Source organism: Nocardioides sp. GY 10113 (assembly GCF_004919105.1).
GTDB lineage: Bacteria > Actinomycetota > Actinomycetes > Propionibacteriales > Nocardioidaceae > Nocardioides.
The window spans coordinates 192689-216839 of sequence record NZ_STGK01000010.1; the positions used below are offsets into that span (position 1 = coordinate 192689).

The window sequence follows — 24151 nt, forward strand, 5'->3', positions numbered from 1 at the left end:
CAACCTAGGAACGCGTCGGCGACCGCGACGGACGCGCTCCCGGTGACCGGGAGGCCGCGGCGCACCGCCCGCCGGGACCTGCTGCGCCGCCGCGTCCGCGGGGTCGGCGTACGGGCTTCCCGGTGAGTGGGACACAGCCGATGCGGGCACCCGCGTTCCACCCACTGTGACCGTGAACACATCGGCATCGGCGGCCTGGACTCGGGCGGCTCCGTGCCCTCGCACGCACCGTGGAGGAAGCAGTGAAGTCATCTCTCTCGCACCGGTCGCGGCTGACCGCAGCGCTCCTGGTGAGCACGCTGGCAGTGGCCGGATGCGCCACGTCGTCGCCGAAGAGCGACGGCGGCACCAAGGACAGCTCGACAGGCGGCACCAGCAAGTCCGACATCTACACGACCGGCCTCGTCAACGTCGACGACGACGGCGGCGAGCCCCAGGAGGGCGGCACGCTCACCGTCGCCGACTACGGCGAGCCCCGCAGCCTCGACCCGACGGTGACCTACGCCAACGGCGCCACCGGCGGCAGCGCGCTGGCGGCCGTCTACGACACGCTGATGCGCTTCGACTTCGACACCAACGAGTACGTCCCGCAGCTGGCGGAGTCGCTGACCAGCGACGACAACGTCACCTGGACGCTGAAGCTGCGTCCGGGCGTCACGTTCACCGACGGCACGCCGCTCGACGCCGACGCCGTCCTCGGCAGCCTGGAGTACTACAACGGCCGGTACGGGTACCAGTCGCTCCTGATGTCGTCCAACGTGGCCAAGACGACGAAGGTCGACGACCTCACGGTCACCTTCACGCTGTACTTCCCCTGGACGACCTTCCCGAACATGCTCGCCGGCGGTCCCGGGATGATCCTGGCCCCCGCGGCGTACCAGGACCCGCAGAAGTTCGAGCCGATCGGCGCCGGACCGTTCACCTTCGACAAGTACGCCCCGGGCGAGGAGCTGGTGCTCACGGCCAACGAGGACTACTTCAACGGCGCGCCGCACCTCGACGCGCTGCGCTTCATCTGGCTCGGCGGCGCCGACGACCAGGCGAAGCTCGACGCACTCGAGAGCGGTGACGCCGACACGGCGTACATCCGCAACTCCCGGGTGGTCGAGGAGGCCCACGACGCCGGGCTCTCCGGGATGATGAACGCCACCGGCCTCGGCGACGCGCTGCTGATCAACAACCGCGACGGTCGCCCCGGTGCCGACCTCCGCGTCCGCCAGGCGATCAACTACGCCTTCGACCCGGTCACCTACGTCGAGCGTGTCCGCGAGGGCGCCGGTATGCCGACCAAGAGCCTCTTCCCCACGTCCTCGCCGTGGTACACGGGCGTGGAGCCGACGGCGACCGACCCGGAGAAGGCCAAGGAGCTGCTCGCCGAGGCGATGGCCGACGGGTACGACGGCAAGATCAGCTACACGCACGGCGCCGACGCCGCCTCGCAGTCCGCTGCGGTCACGATCAAGGCGATGCTCGAGGCCGTCGGGTTCGAGGTCACCCTGGACCCGCTGCGATCGATCGCCGACCAGGTCCAGAAGCTCTACATCGACCACGACTACGACCTGGGCGTGGCCGCGATGAACATCCCGGACATGGACCCGTACTCCCGCCTGGCCGGTGGCCTCGGCGCCTCGTCCCCGTCCAACACGACCGGCTACTCCAGCCAGCAGATGGACAACCTGCTGCTGCAGCTCCAGGCCGCTGAGGGGCCCGAGGACGGCATGGCCACGATGAAGAAGATCGAGGAGCTGTGGGACCGCGAGGTGCCCGGGGTGGGGATCGCCGCCGGCGGCACGTTCGAGCCGTGGAACGACAACGTGCACGGCATCGTGCCGACCACGGAGACGATGTTCCTCTACGACCAGGCGTGGAAGGAGTGACGACGGCCCGCTGAGCGGCCGCCGTCACCGACGGACACACCACAGCAGCACCCACACGAACCGCCCCGGACCGCGAGGTCCGGGGCGGTTTCCCTTGTCGCGAGTGGGTGGGAAGCCCCGGCCGCCGAGAGGGTCGGCAGCGCCGGCCGAAATGGTCGAAAGCGCCGGTCGAGTCGGCAGACTCGACCGGCGCTTTCCACCTACTCGGCTAGCGGGTCTCCAGCTGGGCGGCCAGGGAGATCAGCAGCTCCTCGCGCCCCAGGTCGGCGGCGAACTGGACGCCGATCGGCATGCCGTCGGGCGCCTGGCCGAGCGGGAGCGAGATCGCCGGCATCCCGGTGACGTTGAAGACGCTGGTCCACGCCGAGTAGGTGCTGCCGTGCTGCCACATCACCTCGGGGCGGGACGTGTCGAGCAGGCCCAGCGGCGCCGTCTGCGCGGTCAGGGTCGGGGTGAGCAGCACGTCGTACCGGCTCATGTGCCGGCCCAGCCGCCAGCCGATGTCCTGGGCCGCGCGCAGCGCGCGGTGCACCTGGGTCCCGGTGAGGCCGGAGAAGTACCCGTAGAGCATCTCGGTGAACGGCTCGACGTCGCCGGGCTCCAGCTTCTCCCGGCCGAGCTCGGCGAGGCGGTCATCGATGGTGACGACCAGGTCGGCCCCCATCAGGACGCCGGAGGAGGCGGCGACCTCGGCCGGGTCGAAGCCGGCGGCCGCCTCCTCGACGTCGTGGCCGAGGGACTCGCAGAGCTTCGCGGTCGCCAGCACGGCGTCGCGGCAGGCCGGGTCGACGTCGAAGCCGGCGATCTCGGTGGCCACGCCGATCCGGAGCCGACCGGGCTCGCGGGACGCGGCGTCGAGGAACGTGGTGCGGGGGCCGGGCGCCGAGAACGCCTCGCCCGGCAGCGGCCCGGCGATCACGTCGAGCAGCGCCGCGCTGTCGCGGACGCTGGTGGTCACCGCGTGCGGCACCGAGACCGGTCCGGCCAGCGTGCCGGTGTCGGGGTGGCCGGTGGTCCGGCCGCGGCTGGGCTTGAGGCCGACCAGGCCGCACGCGGCCGCCGGGATCCGGATCGAGCCGCCGCCGTCGGTGGCGTGCGCGGCCGGCACCATCCCGGCCGCCACCGCGGCCGCGGAGCCGCCGCTGGAGCCGCCGGTGGACCGCGAGTGGTCGTGCGGGTTGCGGGCCGGGCCGTGCAGCAGCGGCTCGGTGCTCGCGTTGAGCCCGAACTCGGGGCTGTTGGTCGTGCCGAGCACGACCAGGCCGGCCGCCTTGTAGCGGCGCACGATCTCGGAGTCGGCCGTCGGCACGTTGTCGGCGAAGAGCCGGCTGCCCGAGGTGCTGGGGATGCCGGCGACGTCGGCGCCGAGGTCCTTCACCAGGAACGGTACGCCGGAGAGCGGCCCCGCGGGCAGCCCGGCGTCGACCTCGGCCAGCGCGGCGTCGTACCGACGCCCGACGACGGCGTTGAGGGCCGGGTCCCGCTCCTCGATGCGCGCGATCGCGGCCTCGACGACCTCCCGGGCGGTGACCTCCCCTGCTCGGATCGATGCGGCGGTGGCCAGGGCGTCGGGATGGGTCGACGGCAGCGTCACGGGTGGTGCTCCTCCAGGGTGGGGTCGGTCTCGGACGGGATGTCGGTCCCGGACGGCGTCTCGGGGTCGACGTGGTGGCAGGCGAGCAGGTGGCCGGGCGCGACCTCCCGCAGTCGCGGCTCCTCCGCGGCGCAGCGCTCGGTGGCCAGCGGGCAGCGGGTGCGGAACCGGCAGCCCGAGGGCGGGTTCAGCGGCGACGGCAGCTCGGTGGTGGTCTGCGCGACGGCGGGCTGCCCCGCCTCCTCGGCGCCGGGCACCGAGGCCAGCAGCAGCCGCGTGTAGGGGTGGCGGGCCTCGACCTCGAGGCCGTCCGAGGGCAGCACCTCGCACGTCTTGCCCAGGTAGAGCACCATCACCCGGTCGCTGATGTTCTTGACCACCGCGACGTCGTGGGCGATGAAGACCACGCTCAGCCCGTAGCGCTCCTTGGTGCGCTCGAGCAGGTTGAGGATCTGTGCCTGCACCGAGACGTCGAGGCTGGAGACCGGCTCGTCGCAGATCAGGACGGTCGGGTCCATCAGCAGCGCGCGGGCGATGCAGACCCGCTGGCACTGGCCGCCGGAGAGCTCGTGCGGGCGGCGGTCCCAGACCACGTCGGGGTCGAGCCCGACGGCGCTCAGCGTCTCGCGCAGCAGCGCGTCGCGGTCGCCGCCCGAGGTCGAGCTCCCCCAGACCTCCAGCCCCTCGGCGACCAGGTCCTTGACCTTGCGCCGCGGGTTCAGCGAGGAGATCGGGTCCTGCAGGATCATCTGCATCCGCGCCCGGGCCCGGCGTACCTCACGGGACCTGAGGCCGACCAGCTCGGTGTCGCCGAGGACCACCGAGCCGGAGGTGGGCGCCGGCAGCTGCATGATCGCGCGACCCGCGCTGGACTTGCCGCAGCCGGACTCGCCGAGGATGCCGAGCGTCTCCCCGGCGCGCAGGTCGAGGCTGATCCCGGAGACGGCGTGCACCACCTGGCGACGGCCGACCGGGAACTCCACGACCAGGTCACGGACGCTGAGCACCGGCGCCTCAGGGGCGGCGGCGTCCACGGGGCTGGCGGTCATCGGACGCCCTCCTTCATCGGTACGCCGGTGGGCCCGTCGACCGGGAAGTGGCAGGCCACGGTGCGGTCGATCGCGGCCTCGACCAGGGCCGGGGCCTCGGACCGGCACCGGTCCTCGGCCCGCCCGCAGCGGGGCGCGAACCGGCAGCCGTCGGGCGGGTTGGCCATGTCGGGCGGGGTGCCGTCGATCGCCCGGAGCACGGTGTGCGGCGTCGCGGACAGCAGGGGCACCGAGGCGATCAGCGCCTCGGCGTACGGGTGCTGGGGGGCGGCGAAGAGGTCCTTGGTCGGCGCCTTCTCGACCACCCTGCCGGCGTACATGACCGCGACCCGGTCGGTCCGTCCCTCGACGGCGCCGAGGTCGTGGCTGATCAGGATCGTGGCCATGTCCCGCTCGGCGGCCAGCGAGGCGAGCAGGTCGAGGATCTGCTTCTGCACGGTGACGTCGAGCGCCGTGGTGGGCTCGTCGGCGATCAGGATCGCGGGGTCGCAGCTGAGCGCGACGGCGATCATCACCCGTTGGCGCATGCCTCCGGAGAGCTCGTGCGGGTACTGGTCCAGGCGCCGTCGCGGCTCGGGGATGCCGACGGTCTCCAGGAGCTCCACCGCCCGCTCGCGCGCCTCACGCCGGCCGAGGCCGAGGTGCAGCCGGAGCGGGTCGGTGAGGTGCACGCCGATCTTCCGGACCGGGTTGAGGGAGGTCATCGGGTCCTGGAAGACCATCGCGATCTCCGGGCCCCACAGGCGACGCCGCTGCTTGGCGGAGAGCTCGTGGACCGCCCGGCCGCCGATCCGGACGGTGCCGACGACCTCGGTGGTCGGGCCGGCCGCGACCAGCCCCATCAGGGTGCGCCCCAGGACCGACTTGCCGGAGCCGGACTCGCCGACCAGGCCGAGCGTCTCCCCGGCGGCGAGGCTCAGCGAGACGCCGTCGACGGCGCGGACCACGCCGCGCGGGGTGGTGAAGCGGGTGTGCAGGTCCTCGACCTCGAGCACCGCGGCTCGGTCGGCTCGGTCGGCTCGGTCGCGTGCAGGCATCACAGCTTGGCCCCCCTCGGGTCCCACCGCTTCTGGGCGCGCTCGCCCAGCAGGTTGAAGGAGAAGACGGTCAGGAAGAGCGTCACGCCGGGCACCAGCAGGATGAACGGGTGCTGGCTCATGGTGTCGTTGGCCTCGGCCTCGAGGATCATGTTCCCCCAGGTCGGCTGCGGCGGCTGGATGCCGAGGCCGAGGAAGCTCAGCGACGCCTCGGCGACGATCAGGCTGGAGACCACGACGACCGCCATCGACAGCATGGGCGGGACGACGTTGGGCACCAGCTCGCGGGCCATGATCCGCAGCCGGGTCGCACCCAGCGCGCGGGCGGCGAGCACGAACTCGCGCTGGCTGTACGCGATCGTGTTGGCGCGGGCCAGCCGGACCATGGTCGGGATGGTGAGCAGCGACAGCGCGATCGCCATGTTGCGCACCTTCGGGTCCAGCACGGTGGCCAGCACGATCAGCAGGATCAGCGGCGGCACGGCGAGCAGCGCGTTGGTGAGGATCCCGATCACGCCGTCGACCCGCCGCCGGTAGAAGCCGGCGACGACGCCGAGGGCGCCGCCGACGACCAGGCCGATGCTGACCGCCATCAGGGAGATGGTGAGCGAGGCGCGCGCCCCGTAGATCACCCGGGCGAGCATGTCGAGGCCGTAGCCGTTGGTGCCGAGCGGGTGGTCGGCGTAGCGGAACGGCTCCAGGTAGGTCGGCTCGAGGATGGTCGCGGCCACGTCCTCGTGCTCGCCCAGCGGCAGCACGGGGGCGAGCACCGCGACGGCGACGAGCACGACGAGCCAGCCGGCGGCGAGGCCGAGCAGCAGGTCGGCCCGGCGCCGGCGGGCGGCCCAGAGCAGGCGGTCGGCGCCGGCGTACGCGAGGACCAGGCCGGCGATCGCGAGGACCGGGTTGACCACGGGGACCAGGAGGCCGGAGAGGGCGAGCGCGAGCAGGACCACGCCGGCGGCGGCCAGGGCGGCACCGCGCAGCGCGAGCTGGCGGCGGGTGAGCAGGGTGCCGCGGACGGCGCGGGGGTCAGTGAGCAACACGACGGGTCCTCGGGTCCAGGTAGCCGTACACCGCGTCGATGCCGGTGTTGACGAGCACGTAGAGCGTCGCGATCACCAGGGTGGCGCCCTGGACGATCGGGAAGTCGCCCTGGCTGGCCGCGGTCACCACGAGCGACCCCATGCCGGGCAGGGAGAAGAGCGATTCCACGATCACGGTGCTGCCGATCAGCGTGCCGAGCGCGATCCCGAGCACGGTGACCAGGGAGAAGGACGACGGGCGCAGCGCCTCGGTCACCAGCACCCGGGCCGGCGGCATCCCCTTCGCCTTCGCGGCGAGCACGAAGTCCTCGCGCAGGGTGCGGACCAGGTCGTTGCGGAGCACGCGGGTGAACAGGGCGGCCTCCGGCAGCGCGATGACCAGCGCCGGCAGGATCGCGTGCGAGAGGTTGCCGGTGACGCTCTCGGACAGGCGGACCCACTGCGAACGGGGCAGCAGTCCGAGCTCGTCGACGAGCAGCATGATCAGCAGCAGGCCCATCAGGAACGAGGGCACCGAGAGCACCGCGAACACCCCGCCGCTGATCATCCGGTCCGCCAGGCCGCCCTCGCGGTAGGCCGAGACCAGGGCCAGCGGCACCGCGATCAGCAGGGCGATGCTGAGGCCGAGCACGGCCAGCTCGAGGCTGACCGGCAGCGCCGCGGAGATCCGGTCGAGTACGTCGGTGTACGGCGGCACCGTGGAGGCGCCGAGGTCACCGGTGAGGGCACCGCCGAGCCAGTCCAGGTAGCGCTGGAGCAGCGGCTGGTCCAGGCCGAGCTCGGCGTGCAGCTTGGCGTACTCCTCGGGCGGACGCCCCGGGCCGAGGATGGCCGCGGCGGGATCTCCCGGGAGTAGCGCGACCAGCGCGAAGACGCCGAAGCTGACCAGCGCCAGCACCGCGACCAACTGGCCGAGGCGGCTGAGGATTGCGCGCACGTGTGGTCCTTCCTGGGCGGCCGAAGAGCGGCGCCAACGCTAGGTCGTGAGTCCAGTCACAAACCGGGGAGTCCCGCTCACCGGGAGACGGCGGCAGGGCCGGGAGACGGTGGCCGGGGGGAGCGGAGACGGGGACGGAGCGGGGTGCGACCGGCCCGGACCGGGTCGTGTGCCTGAGACCTACCTGCAGGTCGGCCTCAGGCACACGACCACCGGGACTACGCCTGGCCGGACCGCGCCCTCTCGGCCCGCTCCGCGTCGCGGACCCACTGGGCGCTGGTGCGCAGGTTCAGCTGCGCCATCAGCCCCAGCTGGCCACGGGCCGCCTGCTCGAGCACGTCGCGGTACGCCGCCCGGGCGCCGACGTGGTCGCGGTCGGCCAGGAACGCCCACTCCGCGAGGTGGCAGGCCAGTCGCAGGTCCTCGACGGTGCCGGAGCCGGCCGCCACGGTCTCGGCCAGCGCGCGGGCGCGGTGCACCAGCACGTCGACCCCGCCGGCGAGCTGGGCGACCTCGGCGGCCTGCCGGTCCTGCGGGGCGGGCAGCAGGTGGGACGGGTACCCGTCCCACCAGCCGCCGTAGCGGCGGATCACGTTGCGGCAGATGAACTCGGGCTGGTCGTAGAGCGGAGCCAGGCGCGGGTGCTCACGCAGCTCGACGGGGATCTCGAGGGAGTCCACGATGGCGTCCGGCAGCACGCCCGCGTTGAGCCCGGCGAGAGCATGGTCGACGATGAGCCGCAGGAGGCGCGCCATCGCGCCGAGCTCGTCGAGGATCGCGTCGGGGTCGGTGACCGGGTCGCCGTGCCCGGGGATGATCACGCTCGGCCGGAGCGCGGCCATCTGGTCGGCGGCGTCGGCCCACTCCTCGGCGTAGCGCTGCACCTTGCGCGGGTTGCCGGCGTTGGGCAGGTAGCCGGTGACCAGGTCGCCGGCGGCGATCACGCCGCGCTCGGGCGCCCACACCCAGGCCGCGTCGTCGGTCTCGCCCTTGCCGTGGCGGACGACGAACCGCTCGCCGCCGATCTCGAGCTCGAGGGTGTCGTCGAAGAGCACCGTCGGCCACACGACGTCCTGCTCGCGCTCGAGCCACCGGGTGCCGGTGCTGCCTTCCAGCTGGCCGTTGATGCGGGCGTTGAGCCCGGGGGTGCGCAGGTAGCGGCGCAGGTGCCCGGGGAGGTTGCGGTGGGCGACCACCTCGGGCGTCTCGCCCGCCTCGACGAAGGACCAGAGCCCGAAGGCGTGGTCGCAGTGGCCGTGGGTGTAGACGACCGTGTGCAGCGGCTTGTCGCTGAGCCGGCGCACGGTCTCCAGCAGCGCGGGACCGTCGCCGGCGCAGCCGCAGTCGACGAGCAGCAGGCCCTCGTCGGTCTCGAAGAGCGCCACGTTGACCATGCCGGGCTGGATCCACCAGGTCCGCGGCGCCACCTCGATCACGCCGGGCTCATGGCCGGAGTCGACGGTGCGGTCGAAGATGTGCAGCGCCTGGTCGGGGCTGAAGCGACCGAACGCGGCGGCGCCGCTGGCGCGCTGCTGCTCGGGGAAGGTGGCGGTCACGGTGGTCTCCCAGGGTTGGTCGGTCGGCCGGTCTCCCGGCCCGCGAGAAATTAAGACGACTGGCGTAGAACATGTTCTAAGTCAGATGGCTTAAACTGTCAACCATGACAACTCCCGGCACCGAGCGCCCGCGCACCGAGCGCACCCGTGCGGCGCTCATCGACCGGGCCGAGCGGATGATCGCCGAGCGCGGCACCGGCGTCTCCCTGCGCGAGATCAGCGCAGCGGCCGGGCAACGCAACCACTCCGCGGCGCAGTACCACTTCGGCTCCCGCGAGGGGCTGATCGACGCGGTGGTCGCCACCCGCTCCGCCCGCATCGACCGGCGGCGCGCCGAGCTGCTGGCAGGGCTCGACGGCGCTGCGGACGCCGACAGCGCGAGCATCGAGTCGCTGCTCGCGGCGCTGGTCGCCCCGTGGGTCGAGCTGCTCGACACCGACGAGGCGTCGTACTCGCTGCGGTTCCTGGCTCAGGTCCTCGACGACCCGGAGCTGGAGCGCGCCCTGGCCGGCTCCGGCGACCGGCCGACCGCGCTCAGCGCCATCAACCGGCGGCTCGCCCGGCACCTGCAGCACCTGGGGCCGGAGGACCGGGCCCGACGGCTGACCTGGACGCACTCGGTCGCGCTGCGGGTGCTCGCCCACGAGGAGCGCCTGGGCAGCCGCCCGGGTCCGGGGCTGGCGGCGGTCCGCGACGACCTGATCGCCATGCTCGCGGCGCTGCTGCGGGCCCCGGGGACGGGGTCGGGTCGTGTGCCCGAGACCCCGGCATAGAGGGGCGTGAGGCACACGACCCGGACCGCGCCCGAAGGCTCAGCCGAAGAACGCCTGCCCGCCGTCGAGCGGGATGGTGGCGCCGGTGAGGTAGCGCAGGTCCGCGCCGACCAGCGCGACCACGGCCCGGCCGATGTCGCCCTCGCAGTCGCCGATCCGGCGCATCGGGATGGACGCGATGAACTCCTCGGCCTCCTCCGGGTTGTTCTCGGTCCACCACTTCAGGCCCGGCGAGAGCGCGTGCGGCGCGATCGAGTTCACCCGGATCCCGTCGGGTGCCCACTCCACCGCGGCGGTGCGGGTCAGCGAGCGGAGCGCGACCTTCGAGGCGGCGTACGCGCCGTAGGTGGTCGGGTCCCAGCGCACCATCGCCGAGGTGACCAGGTTGACGATCGACCCGTCGCCGGTCGCCTTCAGGTGCGGGTGCGCCGCCTTCATGAAGGCGAACGTCGCGAACGGTCCGGTCTCGAAGCCCTTGCGGAACGCCCGGTCGCTCAGCTCCAGCAGCGGGCCCATCGCCCCGGCCCAGGCGTTGTTGACCAGGATGTCGAGGCGACCGAACCGCCGGACGACCTCCTCGACCACCCCGGGGACGGCCTCGGTGTCGGCGACGTCGCAGGCGAACGCCTCGGCGTCGACGCCGCGCTCCTTCAGCAACCGGCAGGTCTCCTCCAGCTTGGCCGCGGTGCGCCCGACGACCGCGACCGAGACCCCCTCGGAGGCCAGCGCGAGCGCGATCCCCTGGCCCACGCCCTGTCCGGCACCGGTCACCAGCGCGACCCGTCCGGCGAGCCCCTCCGACCGCACTGCATCCATCACGACGTCTCCTGTCCTCCGTGGCGGGCCGGCGCACCGGCCCCGACCCGGCCACCCTCCGACCTACGCCGTACGACGGCGGGCGGCTGTCCCGGTCAGCGGTACCCGCCCGCGGCGCCGCCACGGGCGCGCGCGAGACTTCGCGTACCGGCGGCCACGTGACGGTCGCCACATCCCGACCCGAGCGACCCGAGCCGAGGAGCAGCATGACCACGACCGAGGACCAGGCCACCGACCCCCGCGCGGCCGCCGCCGCCCTGATCGGAGGGCTCGTCGGCCCCGGCGGGCCTTTCGCGATGGAGCCGGCCGACGTGCTCGGCGCGACGATCCCGGTGTTCACGAACCGGCGCCGCTCGCTCGGCGCGCTGCTCGCCGAGTCCGCCGAGCACGGCGACCGCACCTACATCGCCACCGCCGATCGCCGGATCTCCTACGCCGAGCACGCCGCGATGGTCGCCTCGCTGGCCGAGCGCCTGCGCACGGAGTACGGCGTCAAGCCCGGCGACCGGGTCGCGATCAACGCGGCGAACAGCCCCGAGTGGATCCTGACCTTCTGGGCGACCGTCTCCCTCGGCGCCATCTGCGTGGCCTTCAACGCCTGGTGGTCGCCGTCCGAGGTCGCGTACGGCCTCGAGCACTCCGACCCGACGCTGCTGGTCGTCGACGCCAGGCGCGCCGCCGCGCTGCCCGAAGGCGTCGCGGTCCCGGTGCTGACCCTCGAGGGTGACATCCCGCGGCTCGCCGCCGCCGCGCCGGGCGCGAGCCTGCCCGACGTCGAGGTCGCCGAGGACGACCCGGCGGTGATCATCTACACCTCCGGCACGTCGGGCCGCCCCAAGGGCGCGGTGCACAGCCACCGCAACCTGCTGGCCGCGGTCGAGTACCACCGGATGAACGACGCCCTCGCCACCGCCTTCGGCGATCCGACGGACCCCCGCGACAAGACCTACCTCCTGGTGATGCCGCTGTTCCACATCGCCAGCCTGCACAACCTCGCCGTCCCGCGCCTGGCCACCGGGTCGAAGATCGCGCTGCACGAGGGCGGCTTCGACCTGGACCGCGTGCTGGCCCTGATCGAGCGCGAGCGGGTCACCCACTGGGGTGCCGTGCCCACGATGGCGCGGCGACTGATGGAGCACCCCGACCTCGACAAGTACGACCTGTCGTCGCTGGTCGCCTTCGCGCTCGCCTCCGCGCCCTCCACCCCGGAGTTCCACGCCAAGCTGCGGGCCCGCCTGCCGTTCGCGGCGTCGCTGGCGAACTCCTACGGGCTGACCGAGTCCTGCACCGCCGTCGCCGTCGCCACGCCGATGGACCTCGCCGAGAAGCCGGACACCCTGGGCCGACCGATCATCGGCGTCCAGGTCGAGATCCGCGACGCGTCGGGCGCCCCGGTCCCGGCCGGCGTCGAGGGCGAGATCTGCGTGCGCGGCCCCTACACGATGATCGGCTACTGGAACGACCCCGACGCCACCGCGAGCGCGATCCGCGAGGACCGCTGGCTGCACACCGGCGACATCGGCATGCTGGACGAGCAGGGCCGGCTCTCGCTGAGCACCCGCCGCTCCGACCTGATCATCCGCGGCGGCGAGAACGTCTACCCCGCCGAGATCGAGGGCGTGCTGATCGAGCACCCCGCCGTCGCCGAGGCGATGGTGCTGGGCGTGCCGGACGAGGACCTGGGCCAGAGCGTCGCCGCCGTCGTGGTTCCCCGCCCGGGCGCGTCCGTGAGCGAGGCCGACCTGGCGGCGTACGTCGCCGAGCGGCTGGCGTACTTCAAGGTGCCGACCCACTGGCGGTTCCAGGCCGAGCCGCTGCCGCGCAACGCGACCGGCAAGGTGAAGCGGGCCGAGGTCAGCGCCTGACCGAAGGCCGCGCCAGCGGCACGTCACATGCAGAATGGCCCCCGGATCCGCGGATTCGGGGGCCATTCTGCATGTGACGCGGGGCCTGTGGGCCGCCTCAGCGGGGCACCGGCAGATCCACCTCGATGAACAGCCCGTCCGCCTCGACGCAGACCTCGCCGCCGGCGCTGATGGTGCCGACGGTGCGGATCTTCCGGCCGGTGTGCGAGACCTGGCGGGCCGACACCGTGAGCTCCTCGAAGAGCGGGGTGCGCCGGCGGTAGCGCAGGGTCAGCGTGCCGGTCATCCCGGACGGGCCGGGCCCCCAGGCGTTCGCGACGCCGAGCGTGTGGTCGAGCAGCAGCGCGGAGACGCCGCCGTGCACGCAGCCCGGCGGGCCCTGGTAGGGCAGGCCGAGCGTCACCGTCCCGCTCACCGACCCGTCGGGCAGGCCGTACACGTGCAGCGGCGGGGCGATGGCGTTCTCTGGGCCGGTGACCGGGTCGTGCCGGGCCACGCCCTCCCCCGCCCACATGTCGACCAGCCGCTCGTCGGTGCCGGGCGCGTGCTCCTCGAGGTGCTCGGCGATCGCGTTCAGCCGCCCCGCGACGTCGTTCATCTCCGCCGCGCTGTTGCCGCCGGCGTGCAGCAGTGCCGCCACCACCCGCCGGGCGGCCGCCACCGCGGCGTCCACCCCGTCGTTGGCGGGGTCGGCGGTCAACATCTCGCCGGTCGTCGCAGCGCCGGGGTCCACCGCTGCATCCATCGCCGTGCCCCCGCTCAGAACTGGGTGGTGGGACGCAGGGTCGTCTCCGCGCCGCCGTCGACGTAGAGCACCTGCCCGGTCACGTGGGTGGTGGCGGCATCGGCGAGGAAGCAGACGACCCGCGCGACGTCGTCGGCTGCGGCGTACCCGTGCAGCGGCATCGGCACGGCCGCGTCCATCAGCTCCTTCATCTGCGCGTCCGCGAAGAGCTCGGCCGACATCGGGGTGAGCACGATGCCCGGCGCGACCACGTTGACCGCGATCCCCGCGTCCGCCCACCCCGCCGACACCGCGGTACGACGGGCCCACTGGGCGACCGCGTTCTTCGACGACGGGTAGAGCACGTACCCGCTGCCAGCCTCGACGGCCGCCCGGGCGGCGGCCACGGCCGCGGTCTCGTCGCCGCTGAGGCAGGCGTCGATCACCGCGGGGTCGTTCGGGTGCGCGCCGCCGGCGATCGAGCCGATCAGCACCACCCGGGGCGCCGGCGAGGCGGCCAGCAGCGGGCGCAGGCCGGCGACGACCTCGGTGGTGCCGAAGTAGTTGACCCGCACCGTGACCTCCTTGTCGACCGACAGGCCGGCGCAGGTGATCAGGGCGTCGACCGCGCCGTCGGGACCGACGGTCTCGGTCACCGCGGCCACCGCCGCGGCGCGCCCCTCGGGCGTGGAGAGGTCGGCCTCGATGTCGGCGCCGCGCAGGTCGACGCCGATCACAAGGTCGCCCTCCTTGAGGTAGCGCTCGCGGACGCAGGCGCCGATCCCCGAGCCGGCTCCGGTGACGACGATGGTGCGGGACATGGGGCCTCCTGGGCGAGCGGGTGGCCCGTGCCGGGCCGTCGGGCGCGGCGCCGTCCGGCGCCGCTGCGAGGCTAGGCCGCGACCTCCCGCACCGCCAGGGGCCCTCCCGCAGACCGGGAGATCGAGTCAGTCCCCGGCGACGCCCCGGCCGAGGTCGCCGAGCAGCAGGCGGCAGGCCAGGCGGATGTCGCCCTCGGCCCCGGCCGCGTCGATGTGGCCGTTCAGCGCGGAGGTGAGCACGCCGTACCAGGTCTGCTCGATGAGCCGGACCAGGCGCAGGTCGTGATCGGTCGGGTGGGCGATGCCGGCGGCCTTGAGGATCACGTCGCCGAAGGCCGAGTCGACCGCCAGCGACGGCTCGTCGCCGGCGACGGTGGCGTTGTTGGAGTGCAGCATCGCGTGCGCCAGTCGCGGCCGCCGCATCAGCTCCCGGCCGGTCCCGACCAGCACGTCGGCCACCGCGTCGATGGGGTCAGCCCCCGGGCGCAGCGCCGGCACGTCGTCGTTGAGCCGCTCCACCAGGCCGCGCAGCACCTGGGTGAACAGGATCGTCTTGGAGGGGAAGTAGCGGTACATGGTCGCGACCGCGACGCCGGCGTCCTTCGCCACGTCGACCATCTGGATCCCGTCCAGGCCGTGCGCCGCCCCGTGCTCCGCGGCGGCCCGCAGGATCCGCCGATAGCGGTCCTTCTGCCCCTCCGAGCTCGGCAGCGCCGGCAACCTGCTCTCGGCGACTCGCGGCACTCTCTCCCCCTCCGGGCTGAACGATCGCTGGACGAGCGTCCAGACTGTGGCGTGCGTCACGATCCTGCGCCACCGACCGACCGGATGACGAGAACGGCGTCCGGTCAGCGGGACACCCCGATCCTCCCCCACCGCGCGCTTCCGATCAGTGGGACCACGCCCGACGGCGTACGGCGGGCGTGCGCAGACTCGAGGGTGACCGCCGACGGGCCGCTCGGCACCTGCCCGGCCCTCGGCGGGACCAGTCGCTCGACCGGAGACGAGGAGCCAGCCATGAGCGCCCAGCAGGAGAAGGTCCGCACCATCGAGGCGGACGCCGCCCCGGCCCGCTTCGCCCGCGGCTGGCACTGCCTCGGCCTGGCCCAGGACTTCCGCGACGGCAAGCCCCACCAGGTGCTGGCCTTCGGCACCAAGCTCGTGGTCTGGGCGGACACGAAGGGCGACCTGAAGGTCCTCGACGGCTACTGCCGGCACATGGGCGGCGACCTCACCCAGGGCACGGTGAAGGGCGACACCATCGCCTGCCCGTTCCACGACTGGCGCTGGGGCGGCGACGGCCGCTGCAAGGAGATCCCCTACGCGCGCCGCGTGCCCCTGCGGGCGCGCACCGCGACCTGGCCGACGATGGTGCAGGACGGGATGCTCTTCGTCTGGAACGACCCGGAGGGCAAGCAGCCCCCGGCCGACGTGACGATCCCCCGGATCGACGCCTACGAGAGCGACGAGTACACCGACTGGCTCTGGTACACGACCGTGATCGAGGGCTCCCACTGCCGCGAGATCGTCGACAACGTCGTGGACATGGCGCACTTCTTCTACGTGCACTACTCGTTCCCGACGTACTTCAAGAACGTCTTCGAGGGCCACACCGCGACCCAGTTCATGAACGGCGAGGGCCGCGAGGACGTCCGCCCGACGCGGCCGGGAGCGGGGCCGGTGGCGATCGGCCAGACCTCCGTCGCCGCCTACCACGGCCCGTCGTTCATGATCGACGACCTGACGTACCACTACGAGGACGGCGACGTGCACACCATCCTCATCAACTGCCACTACCCGATCGACGAGAACTCCTTCGTCCTGCAGTACGGGATCATGGTGCAGAAGGCACCGCACCTCGAGGACCCCGACGCGACCGCCCGCAAGCTCGGCGCGTTCACCAAGTTCGGGTTCGAGCAGGACGTGGCGATCTGGAAGAACAAGGCCACGATCGACAACCCGCTGCTGTGCGAGGAGGACGGTCCGGTCTACCAGCTGCGCCGCTGGTACCAGCAGTTCTACGTCGACGCTGCCGACGTGACGCCGGAGATGACCGAGCGGTTCGAGTTCGAGATCGACACCAGCAAGCCGAACGAGGCCTGGCGCCGCGAGGTCGCGGAGATCATGGCCGCGCGCACGCAGCAGGCGGGTCAGCAGGCGGGCCAGCAGCCCGAGCAGCCCGCGAGGGCCTGAGATGCGGCTGCGCCCCGACGTCCGGCTCGACGACGGGCCGATGACGCCGGTCGCCTGCACCGCCTGCGGCGCCCGCGTCGAGGCCCGCAAGTCGAGCTGGGACCAGACCTCGATCCAGTGGACCGCCGCCGCCCGCGAGGCCTGCCTGGAGCGGCGGGCGACCTCGCCCCGGCCGGGCCCGAACGGCGCCGCGTTCCCCGGCTGCGCCACGCTCTCCGCGGCGCTCCGGGAGGCGGCCGTGGCCGGCACCCTGCCGGTGCAGGACCCCGACGACCTCAAGGCCAACCCGATCCAGGAAGCAGGTCACTGATGAGCGACCGACCGGCCATCGAGGCAGTCGACCCGGCAGCGGACCGGGCGGTCGACCTCGACCGCTACGGCCCCTGGGCCGTCATCGCCGGCGGCTCGGAGGGCGTCGGCGCCTCCTTCGCACGCCAGCTCGCCGAGTCCGGGTTCAACCTCGTCCTGGTGGCCCGCAAGCCGGGCCCGCTGGAGGAGACCGCGTCGTCGGTGCGCGCGCTCGGCGTCGAGGTGCGCACGCTGTCGCTGGACCTCACCGACGCCGCCTCGGTCGAGAAGCTCGCCGGCGCCACCGCCGACCTCGAGGTCGGGCTGCTGATCTACAACGCGGGCGCCAACTCCTACGGTCGGCGCTTCCTCGACGGCGACCTCGACGGCTTCCGGGGCGTGATCGACCTCAACGTGACCACGCCGCTGGCGCTGGCCCACCACTACGGCCGGCTGATGCGCACCCGCGGGAAGGGCGGGATCGTGCTGGTCGGCTCGCTGGCCGGCTACCTCGGCACGCCCCGCGAGGCGGTCTACGGCGGCGCGAAGGCGTTCGGCCGGATCTTCGCCGAGGGCTTCTGGCTGGAGGCGAAGGAGGCCGGCATCGACGTCCTCGAGCTGGTCCTCGGCCTCACCCGTACGCCGGCCATGGAGCGTGCCGGGCTCAACTTCGACCTGCCCGGGATGGTCGTCGGCGAGCCCGACGCCATCGCCCGCGAGGGCCTGGCCGCGATCGGCGACGGCCCGGTGCACGTGATCTCCGGCAATGAGGGCGTGGTCGCGATGCGGGGCAGCGCGGACCGCGCGAAGCTCGTCGTCGGAACGCACCAGATGATGCAGAAGCTGGTCCCCGAGACCGCTGGTTGAGGTGCGAGCGAAGCGAGCCTCGACACCAAGGCGCCGGCTGCCTTGGTGTCGAGGCTCGGCCGCGGGCGGCCTCGCACCTCAACCAGCGGCCAGGCTCAGTCGACGTCGACCACCGGGTCCGACGTCTGGCACCGCTCCGCGTGGGTGTTCCCCTCGCAGCCGTGCAGGATCCGCAGGACCTGCGGGTCGTGGTCGCTGGCCTGGTCGCTGTACTCCGCGTTGATGTGCACCACGCCGTACTGGACGTAGCGGATCGCCGGGCTGACCAGGATGTGGTCGAGCACCTGGGAGTTGCCGTCGAAGACGTAGCTGTACCGCTCGTCCGCGGGCAGCGTGTCCCACAGGTTCCGCAGCAGCTGGCCGTCGTCGGTCACGGTCTGCAGCACCGGACTGAACTGGTAGTCGTTGAGGTCGCCCAGGACGACCACCTTCGCCGTACCGGCGCTCTCGTCGGCCAGCTCGGCGACGAAGTCGCGGACCAGCGTCGCCTGCTGCAACCGCTGGACCTCGCTGCCGCGCACCGGCGGCTGGACCGCCGCCGAGAGCGGGTAGTCCCCGCCCTTGGAGTTGAAGTGGTTCGCCACCACGAACAGGGTGTCGTTGCCGTAGGTGAACTCGCCGACCAGCGGCTTGCGGCTCTCCTCCCACGCGACGTCCGTCGGCTCGATCCGACCCGGGGAGACCGACAACGAGACCGCGTCGCCCTGGCCGTCGACCACCTCCACGGCGGTGTCCGCGTCGCCGCCGGGCCGGTCCACGAAGCCGACGGTCGCCGGGTTGAAGAGGAAGACCTGGCGGATGTTGCCGCCCGGCTGTCCGCCGTCCTCGCCGTCGCTCGGGTCCACCCCGCGCCAGTCGTACCACGGCCCGCCGGCCGCGCTGACGGCGGCGATGAGCCGGGCCATCGTCTCGTCGGCGGCGACCACGCCGTCGTTGGTCGGGCCGGTGTTGTCCTGGACCTCCTCCAGCGCCAGGATGTCCGGCGAGCCGAGGCTGTCGACGATGCCGGCGGCGAGCTCGTCGAACTTCTCCTGCGGGTCGCCCGGGTCGAGGTTCTCGACGTTGTAGGTCGCGACCGCGACGTCCTTCTTCCGGGTCTTCGGCAGGACACGCTGGCGCGGCAGGTCGGCCGGGGTGATCGCGCCGACCTCGGTCGCGGCCAGCACGTAGCCGCCGAAGGACTGGTAGTCGATCGTGCCGGTGGTACCGGCGGCGAGGATCGAGCCGACGTCCGCGCCGTCGACGTCGTCGGGCGCGACGATCATCAGCCGCCCGCTGTTCGGGTCGTCGTAGGAGCCGTAGACCGTGCCGCCGCGCGGGGTCGGGTTCTGGTCGGGCCGGGTGGTCACCCAGATCTCGTCGTACTGGGTGTTGACCGGCGCGACCAGCCGCAGGTCGTCGGCGAGGGTGACCCGCATGCCCTCATGCACCTCGAGCCAGTCCAGCGCGTAGGCGGCGGGCTCGAGCGGCTCGGTCTCCAGGGCGCCGGACTTCGTGTAGTCCGCGGGCAGCACCACCGGGACCGCCGCGGGGAGGGCCTGGCCGGTGGCGATCGTGGTCACCGCCGGCGAGGTGATCTCGGTCAGGGTCTGCCCACCCGAGGTCGGCCGGTACTCCGAGACCCGGCCCGAGACCAGCACGGAGTCGCCGACGGAGACCGTCGGGGCGGCCGAGCCGGTGTAGACGAAGACACCCTCGCTGGTCAGCGGGTCGGCGTCGGCGTCGGGGTCCTGGATCCAGAACCCGCGGGAGCCCGAGGCGCGCACGGCGGTGACGACGCCGGGGACGTTGGTGACGGTGTCGCCGGCGACCGGGGAGAGCCGCCCGGCGCCCTGGAGGTCGTGGATCCGCAGCGGACCGGGGGTCGGGTCGCCGCCGCCGCCCGGGTCGCCGACGGTGACCGTGACGCCGGCGCTGTTGGTCGCGCTCGGCACCCCGGCGGTGAAGTCCGCGGAGTTGTCGTCGGTGTCCACGAGGGTGCCGGTGCGCGCGTCGGCGGTGGTGTTGCTCAGCTGGGGCGCCGCGGCCGTCTCGACGTTCTGGGTGTTGCCGTAGCCGACCAGGTCCTTGACGCCCGGCGCGGTCGCGCACGCGGGGGAGCAGGCGCCCAGCGCGGTCGGCGCGGTGACCAGCGCGACGACCCCCGAGGAGGCCGACATCGAGATCGAGCCGAGGACGTCGGGGGTCGGCAGGTCGAGCGTGCCGCCGGCGCCGGCGTTCTCCTGGATCAGGAACCGGCCGTGCGCCGGGATGGTGCCGCCGAGGAGCGTCACGTTGCTGAACGCTCCCGAGGCCGAGGCGTACTGCACGCTCCACCCGCTGACGCTGATCGGGGCGTCGCTGAGGTTGGCGAGCTCGATGAAGTCGTTCCTGAAGGTGGCACCGGAGTTGCCCCCGCCGCCGTACACGGCCGAGATCACCACGTCGGTGGAGAGCGCCGACGCCCGCTCCGGCACCGCCAGCACCGCTCCCGCCAGGGCGAGCAGCGCGGCCAGCGCCACCGATATCCGGACCCGAGACCTGTCGACCACGACACCACTCCCTCTGCCAGTCCCCGGCCGGTCCCCCGTTGGGACGCCGGGATCGCGCCCCCATGCTGTGCAGACGAGCCGGCGACACGCCAGGGTCAACGGCGGAACGACCGCGAAACTCGGTCGGAACGCGAGTCGTCAGGAGCTTTCCGCCGCCTCGCCGAACAGGCGGTCAGGTCGGTCGGGTACGACGACGGGGCCCGTCCCGTGAGGGATCGGGCCCCGCGAAGGGTGGTGGTCGGCGGGACTCAGGCCCCGGTGCCCCGGTTCGCCCGGGCGAGCCGCGGCCGGACGACGTCGAAGGTCGGGAAGAGCGCTCGGCTGACCTGGCGCGCGGCGTCCAGCACCAGCGGGGCGACCCGCTCCAGCGGGGTGTCGGTGTCGCCGACCAGCGAGATCGCGGCGACCGGTCCGTCGGGGCCGCGGACCGCGGCGGCGGCGCAGGCGATGTCGGCGAAGCACTCGCCGCGCTCGAAGGCCAGCCCGTGCCGGGAGCGGATCCGGGTCAGCTCCTGGTGCAGCGTGGCGATGTCGCAGATCGTCCGGCTGGTCTTCGGGCCGAGCGCCGGCTGGATCTGCAGGTCCACGTCCTCCGCCGGCATCCAGGCGAGCATCGCCTTGCCGAGCGCGGTGGAGTGGGCGGGCGCCGTGCCACCGACCCGCGAGGGGATGCCGCCGGCGTACCGGCCGCCCATCTTGTCCAGGTACCGGATCTCGGCGCCGTCGAGCACGGCGAGGTGGACCACCAGACCGGTGCGGACGAGCAGCTCGTGCAGCGGACCGGCGGCCGCCTCGCGCAGCTCGAGGTGGTTGCCGCCGTTGCCGCCCAGGCCGAGCGAGCGGGCGCCGAGGCCGTAGCCGACCGCGGAGTGCGAGAGCCACTGGAGCCGGACCAGCTGGTCGAGGATCCGGTGGGCGGTGGAGCGCGGCAGGTGCGTGATGCGGGCGACCTGCTCGAGCGTGAGCCGGGTGCTCGGGGTGGCGAAGGCGTCGAGGATCAGGGTCATCCGCTCCACCATCGAGGGCGGCAGCGCCCGCTCGTCCCCGGCCCGCGCCGTACGCGACGAGCCGGCACCCGTCGTCTGCTTCTCCTCGATCGCGAGCACCGACATCGGTGATCCCTCCACTCCCTCAAAACTGAAATCGTTTCTAGTTTTGAAGTTACCACGGTCACACGTGGATCCGTCAACGATCGACACGGGATCGCCTCCCGACCACCGGGAGGGACCCACCTCTCCCGGCCGCCGAGGGGGTACGAAGGCGCCATGAGGATCGGGATCGTCAGCCCCGTCACGACCCGGCTCCCGGGCGTGGCCAACCCCTGGGAGGCCTCGGCCGGGATCGAGGACCTGGCCCGGATCGCCGCGCACGCGGACCGACTCGGCTTCGACCACCTCACCTGCAGCGAGCACGTCGCCGTGCCGACCGCGGTCGCCGAGACGCGTGGAGCGACCTACTGGGACCCGCTGGCCACCTTCGGTTACCTCGCCGCGCACACCCGCCGGATCCGGCTGGCCACCCAGGTCCTGGTGCTCGGCTACCACCACCCGCTGGCCATCGCCAAGCGCTACGGCACCCTGGACGCGATCAGCGGCGGCCGCCTGGTGCTCGGCGTCGGCGTCGGTTCGCTGCGCGAGGAGTTCGACCTGCTCGGCGCCGCCTGGGCCGGGCGCGGCGAGCGTGCCGACGACGCGATGCGCGCGCTCCGCGCCGCCCTCGGTCAGCGTGTCCCGGCGTACGACGGCCCGCACTACGCCTTCGACGACCTCGTCGTCGAACCGCACGCCGTGCAGCCGAAGGTGCCGCTGTGGGTCGGCGGCCAGGGCGCCCGCTCGCTGCGCCGCGCGGTCGAGCTCGGTGACGGGTGGGTGCCGTTCGGCCGCCTCGACGACCTCGCCGCCCTCGTGGCCGACGCCGACCTTCCGGCCGGCTTCGAGGTGGTGCTCGGCGGTGGCCGGCCGCTCGACGCGCTCGGCGACCCGGGGCAGACCGGGGAGCGCCTGCAGCGGGTGACCGAGGCCGGCGCCACGATCGTCAGCGTGACGATCCGAGCCGACTCCGTCGAGGAGTACCTCGACCAGCTCACCGCCGTCGCCGAGGCCGGCGGCCTGAGCCCCGCCAGCTGACCGGAGCCGCCGGTGCTGGGGCGGGGAGACACGCCCTAGGGTCGGGCGCATGAAGCTCGCACTCGGAGACCGCCGCCCCGCCATCGACCCGGCCGCCTGGGTCGCGCCGAACGCCACGGTGGCCGGCGACGTCAGCGTGGCCGCCGAGGCCTCGCTCTGGTACGGCGTGGTGGCCCGCGCCGACATGGAGTCGATCGAGATCGGCGCCCGGAGCAACCTGCAGGACGGCTGCCTGCTGCACGCCGACCCGGGCTTCCCGCTGCGGATCGGCGCCGGCGTCTCGGTCGGCCACGGCGCGGTCCTGCACGGCGCCACCATCGAGGACGACGTGCTGGTCGGGATGGGCGCGATCGTGATGAACGGCGCGGTGATCGGCGCCGGCAGCGTGGTCGGCGCGGGCGCCTGCGTCGCCGAGGGCACGATCGTGCCGCCCCGGTCGCTGGTGGTCGGCGTACCGGCGAAGGTGGTCAAGGAGACGAGCGAGGAGCACGTCGCGGGGATCCGGCTCAACGCGGACGCGTACGTCGACCTGGCGGCGCAGCACCGCGGCGCCACGCCGGCCTGACCCCGAGGAGCCGCGCGACCGCGCGATGCGTTGGACGGCGGCCCGCGCCCGTGCTTGTCTGGCGGCGTGAACACGGCGGTCGATGCGGACTACCTGGTCGTCGGCGCCGGCGCCACCGGGATGGCGTTCGTCGACGCGCTGCTCGACCACGCCGACCGCGACCTCCGGGTCGCCCTCGTCGACCGGCGGCACGGCGCGGGCGGCCACTGGCTGGCCGCGTACCCCTTCGTCCGCCTGCACCAGGCGTCCGCCTTCTACGGCGTCGGAGGGCGGCTGCTCGGCGGCGGTCGACTGCAGCGGCGCGGCCCCGAGAAGGGCCTCCAGGAGCGGGCGGACCAGCCGACGATCTGCGCCTACTACGCCGAGCTGCTCGAGGAGCGCCGGGCCGCGGGCCAGGTCGAGTTCCACGGCGGCTGCGACTACCTCGGCGACGGCTCCTTCCGGTCGCACCTGACCGGCGAGACCTTCGAGGTCGGGCCCCGGTGCCGGATCGTCGACGCGCGCTACCTGGCCCCCGACATCCCCGCGGAGATGCCGCGCCGCTTCGCGGTCGAGCCCGGCGCCCGGGTGATCCCGGTCAACGACCTGGTCCGGGTCGAGGACGCACCGAGCCAGTACGTGGTCGTCGGCTCCGGCAAGACCGCCACCGACGCCGTCGTCTGGCTGCTCGGCAACGGGGTGGACCCGGACGCCATCTGCTGGATCCGGCCGCGCGACCCGTGGATGCTCAACCGCGGCCTGATCCAGCCCGACCCCGCGATCTTCCTCGGGATGGCGGCGACGCTGTTCGAGGAGTCCGCGGCCGCGGAGTCGCTGACCGACCTCTTCCACCGACTGGAGGAGGCGGACATCATGCACCGCATCGACCGGTCCGTGGAGCCGACCATGGCCCGCGCACCGACGCTCGGCGCCTGGGAGCTGGACCTGCTCCGGATGGTCGAGAACGTCGTGCGCCTCGGCCACATCCGCAGCGCGGGCCGCGGTCGGATCGACCTGGTGGGCGGCACCATCCGGGTCGCCGACGACGCGCTGGTCGTCGACTGCGCGGCGGAGGGCCTCAAGATGCCGCCGCTGATCCCGGTCTGGCAGCCCGAGGTGATCACGCCGCAGCCGATCCGCGCGGGCTTCCCGTGCTTCGGTGCCGCGCTGACCGGGTACGTCGAGGCGACCCGCTTCGACGCCGCGGCCGACGACCGGGGCGACGCCGAGAAGAACCGCGTCTGCGCCCCCTCGCCGTACGCCAACACCATGGCGGACTGGGCCCGGATGAACGTGGTCGGCACCCGCAACGCCCAGGCGTTCGGCGCCGAGCCCGACATCAAGTCCTGGGCCGACGGCGTCGCGCTCAACCCCGCGCGGATCGCCCCGGGCACGCCGTCCTCCCCCGCGCTGGACGACGCCCTGGAGCGACTGGCCCGCGCCACCGCGCCCGGCCTGGCGCGACTCGACGAGCTCGCCTGAGCCCGCTGCTCGCCCCTGCCGCTCC

General features: G+C 73.3%; 21 protein-coding genes. 9 read left to right on the forward strand and 12 right to left on the reverse strand.

Going from position 1 to position 24151, the window contains the following annotated elements; all coding sequences use genetic code 11:
- The first annotated feature begins 242 nt into the window (after positions 1 to 242).
- The gene (locus E8D34_RS13620; RefSeq protein WP_136595180.1) at positions 243 to 1877 is read left to right on the forward strand and encodes an ABC transporter substrate-binding protein; all 1635 of its coding nucleotides are present in this window, start codon (positions 243 to 245) and stop codon (positions 1875 to 1877) included.
- A 208-nt stretch (positions 1878 to 2085) separates the two neighbouring features.
- Here the strand turns inward: E8D34_RS13620 and E8D34_RS13625 are convergent, their stop codons facing one another.
- The 6 genes from E8D34_RS13625 to E8D34_RS13650 all read right to left on the reverse strand — a co-directional run bounded on the left by E8D34_RS13625 (position 2086) and on the right by E8D34_RS13650 (position 9096).
- On the reverse strand, positions 2086 to 3471 hold the full coding sequence (locus tag E8D34_RS13625; protein WP_136595181.1) for an amidase family protein: 1386 nt from the start codon (positions 3469 to 3471) through the stop codon (positions 2086 to 2088).
- The gene (locus E8D34_RS13630; RefSeq protein WP_136595182.1) at positions 3468 to 4520 is read right to left on the reverse strand and encodes an ABC transporter ATP-binding protein; all 1053 of its coding nucleotides are present in this window, start codon (positions 4518 to 4520) and stop codon (positions 3468 to 3470) included. Before E8D34_RS13630 ends, E8D34_RS13625 begins: the two co-directional genes overlap by 4 nt.
- The gene (locus E8D34_RS13635; protein WP_240771347.1) at positions 4517 to 5515 is read right to left on the reverse strand and encodes an ABC transporter ATP-binding protein; all 999 of its coding nucleotides are present in this window, start codon (positions 5513 to 5515) and stop codon (positions 4517 to 4519) included. Before E8D34_RS13635 ends, E8D34_RS13630 begins: the two co-directional genes overlap by 4 nt.
- Positions 5516 to 5556: 41 nt before the next feature.
- Positions 5557 to 6603, reverse strand: coding sequence for an ABC transporter permease (locus E8D34_RS13640; RefSeq protein WP_206056716.1), 1047 nt, complete (start codon positions 6601 to 6603; stop codon positions 5557 to 5559).
- Positions 6590 to 7540, reverse strand: coding sequence for an ABC transporter permease (locus E8D34_RS13645; RefSeq protein WP_136595184.1), 951 nt, complete (start codon positions 7538 to 7540; stop codon positions 6590 to 6592). Before E8D34_RS13645 ends, E8D34_RS13640 begins: the two co-directional genes overlap by 14 nt.
- A 218-nt stretch (positions 7541 to 7758) precedes the next feature.
- Positions 7759 to 9096, reverse strand: a complete 1338-nt coding sequence (locus E8D34_RS13650; RefSeq protein WP_136595185.1) for an MBL fold metallo-hydrolase — start codon at positions 9094 to 9096, stop codon at positions 7759 to 7761.
- A 104-nt stretch (positions 9097 to 9200) separates the two neighbouring features.
- Between E8D34_RS13650 and E8D34_RS13655 the strand changes: the two genes are divergently transcribed.
- Positions 9201 to 9869, forward strand: a complete 669-nt coding sequence (locus E8D34_RS13655) for a TetR family transcriptional regulator (RefSeq protein ID WP_136595186.1) — start codon at positions 9201 to 9203, stop codon at positions 9867 to 9869.
- 39 nt (positions 9870 to 9908) lie between these two features.
- Here the strand turns inward: E8D34_RS13655 and E8D34_RS13660 are convergent, their stop codons facing one another.
- Positions 9909 to 10685, reverse strand: a complete 777-nt coding sequence (locus E8D34_RS13660; RefSeq protein ID WP_136595187.1) for an SDR family oxidoreductase — start codon at positions 10683 to 10685, stop codon at positions 9909 to 9911.
- A 206-nt stretch (positions 10686 to 10891) separates the two neighbouring features.
- Between E8D34_RS13660 and E8D34_RS13665 the strand changes: the two genes are divergently transcribed.
- Positions 10892 to 12550: a class I adenylate-forming enzyme family protein gene (locus tag E8D34_RS13665; RefSeq protein WP_136595188.1), complete on the forward strand. Its 1659-nt coding sequence runs from the start codon at positions 10892 to 10894 to the stop codon at positions 12548 to 12550.
- Positions 12551 to 12647: 97 nt separating this feature from the next.
- Here the strand turns inward: E8D34_RS13665 and E8D34_RS13670 are convergent, their stop codons facing one another.
- The 3 genes from E8D34_RS13670 to E8D34_RS21575 all read right to left on the reverse strand — a co-directional run bounded on the left by E8D34_RS13670 (position 12648) and on the right by E8D34_RS21575 (position 14839).
- Complete coding sequence (locus E8D34_RS13670) at positions 12648 to 13283, reverse strand: PaaI family thioesterase (RefSeq protein WP_240771348.1); 636 nt, start codon at positions 13281 to 13283, stop codon at positions 12648 to 12650.
- Positions 13284 to 13309: 26 nt separating this feature from the next.
- Positions 13310 to 14095: an SDR family oxidoreductase gene (locus E8D34_RS13675; RefSeq protein ID WP_136595190.1), complete on the reverse strand. Its 786-nt coding sequence runs from the start codon at positions 14093 to 14095 to the stop codon at positions 13310 to 13312.
- Positions 14096 to 14221: 126 nt separating this feature from the next.
- Positions 14222 to 14839 (reverse strand): TetR family transcriptional regulator, encoded by a 618-nt coding sequence (locus E8D34_RS21575; protein WP_136595191.1) that lies wholly within the window; start codon positions 14837 to 14839, stop codon positions 14222 to 14224.
- Between the two features lie 273 nt (positions 14840 to 15112).
- Between E8D34_RS21575 and E8D34_RS13685 the strand changes: the two genes are divergently transcribed.
- The 3 genes from E8D34_RS13685 to E8D34_RS13695 are packed head-to-tail and all read left to right on the forward strand — an operon-like array spanning position 15113 to position 17443.
- Entirely contained in the window at positions 15113 to 16288 is a 1176-nt protein-coding gene (locus E8D34_RS13685; protein WP_136595192.1) for a Rieske 2Fe-2S domain-containing protein, read from the forward strand.
- Position 16289: 1 nt separating this feature from the next.
- Positions 16290 to 16598, forward strand: a complete 309-nt coding sequence (locus tag E8D34_RS13690; RefSeq protein ID WP_136595193.1) for a ferredoxin — start codon at positions 16290 to 16292, stop codon at positions 16596 to 16598.
- Positions 16598 to 17443, forward strand: coding sequence for an SDR family NAD(P)-dependent oxidoreductase (locus E8D34_RS13695; protein WP_136595194.1), 846 nt, complete (start codon positions 16598 to 16600; stop codon positions 17441 to 17443). The genes E8D34_RS13690 and E8D34_RS13695 overlap by 1 nt, the downstream gene beginning before the upstream one ends.
- 95 nt (positions 17444 to 17538) lie before the next feature.
- Here E8D34_RS13695 and E8D34_RS13700 read toward each other — a convergent pair whose 3' ends face one another.
- Positions 17539 to 19974, reverse strand: coding sequence for a lamin tail domain-containing protein (locus E8D34_RS13700; RefSeq protein WP_240771350.1), 2436 nt, complete (start codon positions 19972 to 19974; stop codon positions 17539 to 17541).
- 248 nt (positions 19975 to 20222) lie between these two features.
- Positions 20223 to 21086: an IclR family transcriptional regulator gene (locus tag E8D34_RS13705; protein ID WP_206056717.1), complete on the reverse strand. Its 864-nt coding sequence runs from the start codon at positions 21084 to 21086 to the stop codon at positions 20223 to 20225.
- A 153-nt stretch (positions 21087 to 21239) separates the two neighbouring features.
- On the opposite strand from E8D34_RS13705, the gene E8D34_RS13710 reads away from it, so the two are divergent.
- The 3 genes from E8D34_RS13710 (at position 21240) to E8D34_RS13720 (ending at position 24126) form a co-directional block, all read left to right on the forward strand.
- Positions 21240 to 22100, forward strand: coding sequence for an LLM class F420-dependent oxidoreductase (locus E8D34_RS13710; RefSeq protein ID WP_136595195.1), 861 nt, complete (start codon positions 21240 to 21242; stop codon positions 22098 to 22100).
- A gap of 49 nt (positions 22101 to 22149) precedes the next feature.
- On the forward strand, positions 22150 to 22665 hold the full coding sequence (locus tag E8D34_RS21580) for a gamma carbonic anhydrase family protein (RefSeq protein WP_136595196.1): 516 nt from the start codon (positions 22150 to 22152) through the stop codon (positions 22663 to 22665).
- 66 nt (positions 22666 to 22731) lie between these two features.
- Positions 22732 to 24126: an FAD/NAD(P)-binding protein gene (locus E8D34_RS13720; RefSeq protein WP_136595197.1), complete on the forward strand. Its 1395-nt coding sequence runs from the start codon at positions 22732 to 22734 to the stop codon at positions 24124 to 24126.
- Positions 24127 to 24151 lie beyond the last annotated feature (25 nt).

Coding starts and splice junctions, on each gene's coding strand:
- E8D34_RS13685 (WP_136595192.1), top strand. CDS start 15,113: ATGAGCGCCCAGCAGGAGAAGGTCCGCACCATCGAGGCGGACGCCGCC.
- E8D34_RS13630 (WP_136595182.1), bottom strand. CDS start 4,520: ATGACCGCCAGCCCCGTGGACGCCGCCGCCCCTGAGGCGCCGGTGCTC.
- E8D34_RS13655 (WP_136595186.1), top strand. CDS start 9,201: ATGACAACTCCCGGCACCGAGCGCCCGCGCACCGAGCGCACCCGTGCG.
- E8D34_RS13705 (WP_206056717.1), bottom strand. CDS start 21,086: ATGTCGGTGCTCGCGATCGAGGAGAAGCAGACGACGGGTGCCGGCTCG.
- E8D34_RS13690 (WP_136595193.1), top strand. CDS start 16,290: ATGCGGCTGCGCCCCGACGTCCGGCTCGACGACGGGCCGATGACGCCG.
- E8D34_RS13660 (WP_136595187.1), bottom strand. CDS start 10,685: ATGGATGCAGTGCGGTCGGAGGGGCTCGCCGGACGGGTCGCGCTGGTG.
- E8D34_RS13675 (WP_136595190.1), bottom strand. CDS start 14,095: ATGTCCCGCACCATCGTCGTCACCGGAGCCGGCTCGGGGATCGGCGCC.
- E8D34_RS13710 (WP_136595195.1), top strand. CDS start 21,240: ATGAGGATCGGGATCGTCAGCCCCGTCACGACCCGGCTCCCGGGCGTG.
- E8D34_RS13665 (WP_136595188.1), top strand. CDS start 10,892: ATGACCACGACCGAGGACCAGGCCACCGACCCCCGCGCGGCCGCCGCC.
- E8D34_RS13695 (WP_136595194.1), top strand. CDS start 16,598: ATGAGCGACCGACCGGCCATCGAGGCAGTCGACCCGGCAGCGGACCGG.
- E8D34_RS21580 (WP_136595196.1), top strand. CDS start 22,150: ATGAAGCTCGCACTCGGAGACCGCCGCCCCGCCATCGACCCGGCCGCC.